General features: G+C 72.9%; 5 protein-coding genes. 1 reads left to right on the top strand and 4 read right to left on the bottom strand.

The window, feature by feature from the left end; genetic code table 11:
• Positions 1 to 165 precede the first annotated feature (165 nt).
• Positions 166 to 588: a hypothetical protein gene (locus tag ACP4IX_RS29245; RefSeq protein ID WP_426523795.1), complete on the bottom strand. Its 423-nt coding sequence runs from the start codon at positions 586 to 588 to the stop codon at positions 166 to 168.
• Between the two features lie 81 nt (positions 589 to 669).
• Positions 670 to 1,881: a pyridoxal phosphate-dependent aminotransferase gene (locus tag ACP4IX_RS29240; protein WP_426557482.1), complete on the bottom strand. Its 1,212-nt coding sequence runs from the start codon at positions 1,879 to 1,881 to the stop codon at positions 670 to 672.
• Between the two features lie 599 nt (positions 1,882 to 2,480).
• On the opposite strand from ACP4IX_RS29240, the gene ACP4IX_RS29235 reads away from it, so the two are divergent.
• Positions 2,481 to 3,413, top strand: a complete 933-nt coding sequence (locus tag ACP4IX_RS29235) for a S1 family peptidase (protein ID WP_426557480.1) — start codon at positions 2,481 to 2,483, stop codon at positions 3,411 to 3,413.
• A gap of 81 nt (positions 3,414 to 3,494) precedes the next feature.
• On the opposite strand, the gene ACP4IX_RS29230 is transcribed toward ACP4IX_RS29235, so the two are convergent.
• Together ACP4IX_RS29230 and ACP4IX_RS29225 are read right to left on the bottom strand one after the other, a co-directional pair.
• A complete protein-coding gene (locus ACP4IX_RS29230; RefSeq protein ID WP_426557479.1) occupies positions 3,495 to 5,105 on the bottom strand; it encodes an N-acyl-D-amino-acid deacylase family protein in 1,611 nt (536 codons plus the stop codon).
• Between the two features lie 44 nt (positions 5,106 to 5,149).
• Positions 5,150 to 6,445, bottom strand: a complete 1,296-nt coding sequence (locus ACP4IX_RS29225) for an amino acid deaminase (protein WP_426557477.1) — start codon at positions 6,443 to 6,445, stop codon at positions 5,150 to 5,152.
• Positions 6,446 to 6,475: the final 30 nt, after the last annotated feature.

The raw sequence follows: 6,475 nt of genomic DNA, 5'->3' as shown, positions 1-6,475 counted from the left end.
AAGCGGGCGACCAGGACACCCAAAACCGTTCGGGATGTCCGCAGTGTGCAGGAATGGGTCCAGCACTCACTCCTGCACACTGAATAGGAACGGTGTGTGGCGCCCGGTCCGCGCGTCGCTGCGGGTGCACGCGGACCGGGGCCGTTCGAGGGAGCCCGGGTGGGCTCAGTGGGACGCGAGGGTGGGCGGCTGCAGGGCCGCGGTGTGCGCGTCCATCCGTTCGGCGGCGAGGATCGCGGCCGACGTGTCGGCGCGGGAGGCGGCGACGACCAGGGCACGGCCGGCGCGCGAGTGCGCCCGCCGGTGCAGGGCCGCCGCGTTCGGCGTGCGGCCCGGCGCGGTCGCCGGCGCGCGGGCCGGCGTACGTCCTCCCCGCAGGCGGGTCACCTGCTCGGCGAGCCGCTCGGCCGCGGCGTCCAGCTCGGCCGAGGGTGCCGTCGCGCGCAGCTCGTCGGTGACGGTGAGCAGGGCGGCGAGATGGCCCGCGAGCTGGATGTCCAGCTCTTCCTCGCGCGAGCGGTGGGGGAAGTCGTGGGGGGTGCCGGCCATCGTGCTGTGGACCGACTTGTCACGGATCGGTTCGTACATGGATGGCCTCCTGGGTGCTAACAGGAATCCATCCTAGCTTAGATTCTGTCTAAAGTTGATTCGTTGACGAAAAGGCAGGTCTCAGAGCTGTCCGTAACCGTCCAGGAACCGGCCGATACGGCCCACCGCGTCCCGCAGATCGGTGACCGAGGGAAGCGTGACGACCCGGAAGTGGTCGGGCTCGGGCCAGTTGAAACCGGTGCCCTGGACGACCATGATCTTCTCGCGGCGCAGCAGGTCCAGGACCATCCGCCGGTCGTCCTTGATCTTGAAGACGTCGGGGTCCAGGCGCGGGAAGAGGTACAGCGCCCCCTTCGGCTTCACGCAGCTCACGCCCGGGATCTGGGTCAGCAGCTCGTACGCCGCGTCCCGCTGCTCGCGCAGCCGACCGCCGGGGAGGACCAGGTCGTTGATCGTCTGGCGTCCGCTGAGCGCCGCGACCACTCCGTGCTGGCCCGGCATGTTGGCGCACAGGCGCATGTTCGCCAGGGTCGTCAGGCCCTCGATGTAGGAGTCGGCGTGGGCGCGCGGCCCCGAGATCGACATCCAGCCCACCCGGTAGCCGGCCACCCGGTACGCCTTCGACATGCCGTTGAAGGTGAGGGTGAGCAGGTCGGGCGCGACGGAGGCGGTGGGGACGTGCCGGGCGTCGTCGTAGAGGATCTTGTCGTAGATCTCGTCCGAGCAGACCAGCAGGTTGTGCCGTCGGGCGATGTCCGTCAGGCCCTTGACGACCGCCTCGTCGTAGACCGCGCCGGTCGGGTTGTTCGGGTTGATGACGACGATCGCCTTGGTGCGGTCGGTGACCTTGCGTTCCACGTCGGCGAGGTCCGGCATCCAGTCGGACTGCTCGTCGCAGCGGTAGTGCACCGCCGTACCGCCGGAGAGCGCGACGGCCGCCGTCCACAGGGGGTAGTCGGGCGCGGGGACGAGCACCTCGTCGCCGTCGTCCAGCAGGCCCTGCATCGCCATCACGATCAGCTCGGACACGCCGTTGCCGATGTAGACGTGCTCGACGTCGGTCTCGATGCCGAGGGTCTGGTTGTGCATGACCACGGCGCGGCGGGCGGCCAGCAGGCCCTTCGCGTCGCCGTAGCCGTGCGCCGTCGAGGCGTTGCGGAGGATGTCCTCCAGGATCTCGGGCGGGCACTCGAAGCCGAACGCCGCCGGGTTGCCGGTGTTCAGCTTGAGGATCCGGTGACCGGCCGCTTCCAGCCGCATCGCCTCCTCGAGCACCGGGCCCCGGATCTCGTAACAGACGTTGGCGAGCTTGGTCGACTGGATCACCTGCATGCCTGGGAGCTTACGGCCCGGTATCGCCCCGCGGGCCGTGTTGTCCGCCACGTGGAACGCGTCGCTCCGGATGGGCGGGTGCGCGCGTCGGCCCGGGCGCCCCTCGTGTTCCCCGGTGCGCGGCCCTGTCGGGGCCGTCTCCGTAGCCGTCTCCGTAGTCGTCTCCGTGCGCCGACGGGGTGAACGGCGTGCCGGACGGTGCGGATCCGGCCGACGGGCCGTCGTCCGCGCCCTCGGGCGGTGTCTCCACCACCTCCACACCGGCCCTCCCCGCGGCGCCCCCCGCCGCCTCCACGGGGACGGGCGACCCTGGTCCGGGAGGCGTCGGCGACCGGCCGGGCCGCGGGGCGGGCCGGAAACGTCCCAGGTGGGCGTGGGTGCGGCGGTCGTCCGGGCCCGAGAGGGCGGTGCCGCGCACGGTGTCCGCGGCGGGCCGTCCGGGCGCCTGTGTCCGGCGCCGGCGGCCCGCGCCCCCACGGTGGCGCCGGTCGTCGCAAACGGACCTTGCCCCCTCGTCGTTCGCGTGATGACAATGCGCATGACAATCCCAGGGCGGCCGGAGGGTTTCCGGCCGCCCGACGTCGCAAGAGGGGACCCCCATGAGAAAACCTCTCGTCGTCGCGCTCTGCGCCCTGGCCCTGGCCGGGGCGGGCGCGGCACCCGCGGTCGCCGCCGCGCCCGCCCCCACGGGCGCGGACACGACCACGGACGCGGGCCCGGCCACGTTGACGGACGCCGTCAACGACGTGGTCGGTACCGCGGCGGACACCCTGTCCGGCCTCACCGCGCCCAGGGCCGGCGCGGTCAACTTCGCCGGCACCGTCTCGCTCAGCAACTGCTCCGGTTCCGTCGTCCGCATGCCCGACTCGGCGGCCGACGACCCGGCGCTGGTGCTCACCAACGGGCACTGCCTGGAGAGCGGCTTCCCGGCGCCCGGCCAGGTCCTCGTCGACCGGGCGTCCAGCCGCACCTTCGGGCTGCTGAACGCCTCCGGGACCAGGGTCGCCACCCTGCGCGCCGACCGGCTCGTGTACGCGACCATGACCGACACGGACGCGGCGGTCTACCGGCTCCGCACGACGTACGCGCAGATCAAGAGCTCCTACGGGATCGACGCGCTGACGCTGAGCGGGACCCGGCCGACGGCCGGCACGGCCATCAGCGTGGTCTCCGGCTACTGGAAGCGGATGTACAACTGCTCCGTCGACGGGTTCGCGTACCGCATGAAGGAGGGCGACTGGACCTGGAAGGACTCGGTCCGGTACACCTCCGCCTGCAACACCATCGGCGGCACCTCCGGCTCACCGGTCGTCGACAGCGCCACCGGCGCGGTGGTCGCCGTCAACAACACCGGCAACGAGAGCGGAGAGCGCTGCACGGTCAACAACCCGTGCGAGGTCGACGAGAACGGCCGGGTCACCGTCCGCCAGGGCATCAACTACGCCCAGCAGACCTACCTGTTCCCCGCCTGCTTCGGCGTGGACAACAAGCTCGACCTCGGGGCGAGCGGCTGCGCCGTGCCCAAGCCGTGACGGGACGGGCCCGCCCGTCCCGCCCGTCCGCCCCGGGACGCCCGGGGCGGACGGGCGGTCGGAGCGGGCCGGGGCGGTCGGTCAGCGGGGCGTCCTGCGGACCGACCGCCCCGCCAGTACGTCCGTCCGCCGGCCGTCCTCCATCACGAAACGCCCGTCGACCAGCACGTACGGGATGCCCGTCGGCAGCCGGCGCGGCTCCTCGTACGTGCTGCCCGCGGCGACCGTCGCCGGGTCGAGGAGCACCAGGTCGGCCCGGTACCCCTCGCGGACCAGCCCCCGGTCCGGCAGCCGCAGCCGGGCCGCCGGACGCGAGGTGAGGTGGGCGACGCACTCCTCCAGCGACAGCACGCCCAGCTCGCGCACGTAGTGGCCCAGGTAGTGCGGGAAGGTGCCGTAGGCCCGCGGGTGCGGCTTGCTGCCCTGGAGGATGCCGTCCGAGCCGCCGGTGTGGACGCGGTGCCGCATGATCGCGCGGACGTTCTCCTCGTGGCCGACGTGCTGGAGGATGGTCGGCGCCAGCCGGTCGGTCAGCAGGAGGCGGCGGGCTACCGTCCACGGGGTCTCGTCGCGCAGCCGCGCCGACTCCAGGACCGTACGGCCGACGTACGCGGCGAGGGCCGGCTCGGTCACGCCGGAGATCTCGATCGTCTCCCACTCCACGGGCACGCCGTGGCAGCCGTCGGAGCCGGTCTCCTCCATGTGGTGCCGGATGCGTTCGGCCGTGTCGTCGTCCGCGAGCCGCCTGAGGATCTGCTCGGGGCCGCCCTCGCTCGCCCAGCTCGGCAGCAGCGCCACGAGGGTGGTGCAGCCGGGGGTGTAGGGGTAGGTGTCGAGGGTGATGTCGGCGCCGTCCGCCAGTGCGCCGTCGAGGAGCGTCAGCAGCTCGGGCGCCCTGCCCTTGTTGACGCCGAAGTTCATGGTGGCGTGCGCCAGGTGCAGCGGGCAGTCCGCCTCCCGGGCCAGCTCGATCATCTCCTCGTACGCGCGCAGGGCCCCGGCCCCGTACGAGCGGTGGTGCGGGCAGTAGTAGCCGCCGTACCCGGCCACCACCCGGCACAGCTCGGTCAGCTCGGCGTCCTTCGCGTACATGCCCGGCGTGTACGTCAGCCCGGACGACATGCCGACCGCGCCCTGTTCCATGCCCTCGGCGACCAGCCGCCGCATGTGCTCCAGCTCGGCCTCGGTCGCCTCCCGGTCGTCCCAGCCGACCGCGAGGGCGCGCACCGTGCCCTGCGGGATCAGGTAGGCGGCGTTGACCGCGATGCCCGCGTCGAGCCGGTCCAGGTACTCGCCGACGGACCGCCAGTCGAAGTCGACGTCGTCGCCGGGGCCGTTCCACCCGGCGATGGCGCGGCGCACCTCGCCGAGCGTGCGGTCGTCGACCGGCGCGTACGACAGCCCGTCCTGGCCGATGACCTCCAGGGTGACGCCCTGCGCGGCCTTGGCGCTGTGGTCGGGGTCCCGCAGCAGCGCCAGGTCGCTGTGGGCGTGCATGTCGATGAAACCGGGGGCCAGGACCAGCCCCTCGGCATCCAGCTCGCGGCGCGCCTTCGGGCGCTGGCAGCCGGCGGCCGCCGCCTCCTTGACGATCGAGACGATGCGGCCGCCGTCGACCACGACGTCCGCGCGGTACGCGTCGGCGCCGGAGCCGTCGACGACGTCCGCGTCCCTGATGACCAGCTCTTCCATGTCCGGCTCCCTTTCCCAGGCGTTCTCAGGCGTTCTCAGGCGTCCTAGAAGAACGTGCGGATGTAGTCGACGACCGTCCCGTCCGCCTCGGCGACCGGGATGAGCTGCCACTTGTCGAAGGACGTGCAGGGGTGGGACAGGCCCGTGCCGAGCCAGTCGCCCACCTCCAGGTCCGCCTCCCCGGTCGTGCGCAGCCAGGCGTGCTGGTCGGACAGGCCGGTCACCTCGATGCCGGTGGCGGGGCGCTCGGCGCCGTCGCGGCGGACGACCTGGGCGAAGGGCAGGTGGAGGTCGTAGGCCGCGTCCCGCTTGCCCGCGTTGGTGAACGCCTGCTCGGGGGAGGGGCGGGAGACGACCTGGCTCCACAGGCGGAAGGCGGGCTCCAGGGCGCCCTCCTCGGGGACCCGGTTGAAGGGGGTCAGCTCGCGGTAGTGGCCGTCGTCGTGGGAGACGTACGCGCCCGAGCGCAGCAGCTTCAGGACCGGCAGGGACAGGTCGGGGACCTCGGCGAACACGTCGGCCACCGCGTCGAACCAGGCGCTGCCGCCCGCGCTCACCACGATCTCCTCCAGCCCGTCGAACCGCCCGGCCTTGTCGAAGTCGACGGCGAGCGCGACCAGCCGCCGCAGCCAGGCGTGCACCTTCTCCGGGTCGGCGTCCGGCACCTCGCCCTCGTACCCGGCGACCCCGGCGAGCCGCAGCGTCCGCGCCCCGGCCACCGCGTCGGCGACCGCCGCGCACTCGGCCTCCGTGCGCACGCCGGTCCGGGCGCCCTCGCCGGCGGCGAGCTCGACCACGACGTCCACGGGGCGGGCGGCACCGGCCTCCGTGAGCGCCGCGTCCATCAGCCCGGCCCCGCGCACGGAGTCGACGTAGCAGACGAAGCGGAAGTCCGGGTCGGCGTCCAGCTCGGCGGAGATCCAGCGCAGGGCGGCGGCGTCGACCAGTTCGTTGGCCAGGAAGACCCGCTGGACGCCGAAGGCCCGCGCCACCCGTACCTGGTGCGGGACGGCGAGGGTGATGCCCCAGGCGCCGTGCTCCATCTGGCGGTGGAAGAGCTGCGGGGCCATGGAGGTCTTGCCGTGCGGCGCGAAGGCGAGGCCGTGCCGGGCGGAGTACGTCTCCATGAGCTTCAGGTTGTGCTCCAGGCGCTCGGAGGACAGGGCCAGCACGGGCGTGGTGAAGCCGCCGGTGAAGAGGTTGCGGCGCTGTCCGGCCAGCTCGGCGACGGTCAGGCCGTACGCGTCCGGCGGGAGGCCCTTGAAGCGGTGGTCGACGTGCTCCTCGGTCAGTGCGGCGAGGGCGTCGCGGCCGTGCGCAGAGCCGGTGTCGAGGGCCATGGAGCCTCCCTGATCTGATGCGTTGCGAGT

The sequence above is a fragment of the Streptomyces sp. WG5 genome (assembly GCF_049974565.1).
Taxonomy (GTDB): domain Bacteria; phylum Actinomycetota; class Actinomycetes; order Streptomycetales; family Streptomycetaceae; genus Streptomyces.
Note: the sequence above shows the minus strand (reverse complement) of the source record. Positions and strands in the feature narration are given on the sequence as shown.

Excerpts from the sequence above, each read along its gene's own strand:
- ACP4IX_RS29245 (WP_426523795.1), bottom strand. The coding sequence starts at position 588 with ATGTACGAACCGATCCGTGACAAGTCGGTCCACAGCACGATGGCCGGC.
- ACP4IX_RS29240 (WP_426557482.1), bottom strand. The coding sequence starts at position 1,881 with ATGCAGGTGATCCAGTCGACCAAGCTCGCCAACGTCTGTTACGAGATC.
- ACP4IX_RS29235 (WP_426557480.1), top strand. The coding sequence starts at position 2,481 with ATGAGAAAACCTCTCGTCGTCGCGCTCTGCGCCCTGGCCCTGGCCGGG.
- ACP4IX_RS29230 (WP_426557479.1), bottom strand. The coding sequence starts at position 5,105 with ATGGAAGAGCTGGTCATCAGGGACGCGGACGTCGTCGACGGCTCCGGC.
- ACP4IX_RS29225 (WP_426557477.1), bottom strand. The coding sequence starts at position 6,445 with ATGGCCCTCGACACCGGCTCTGCGCACGGCCGCGACGCCCTCGCCGCA.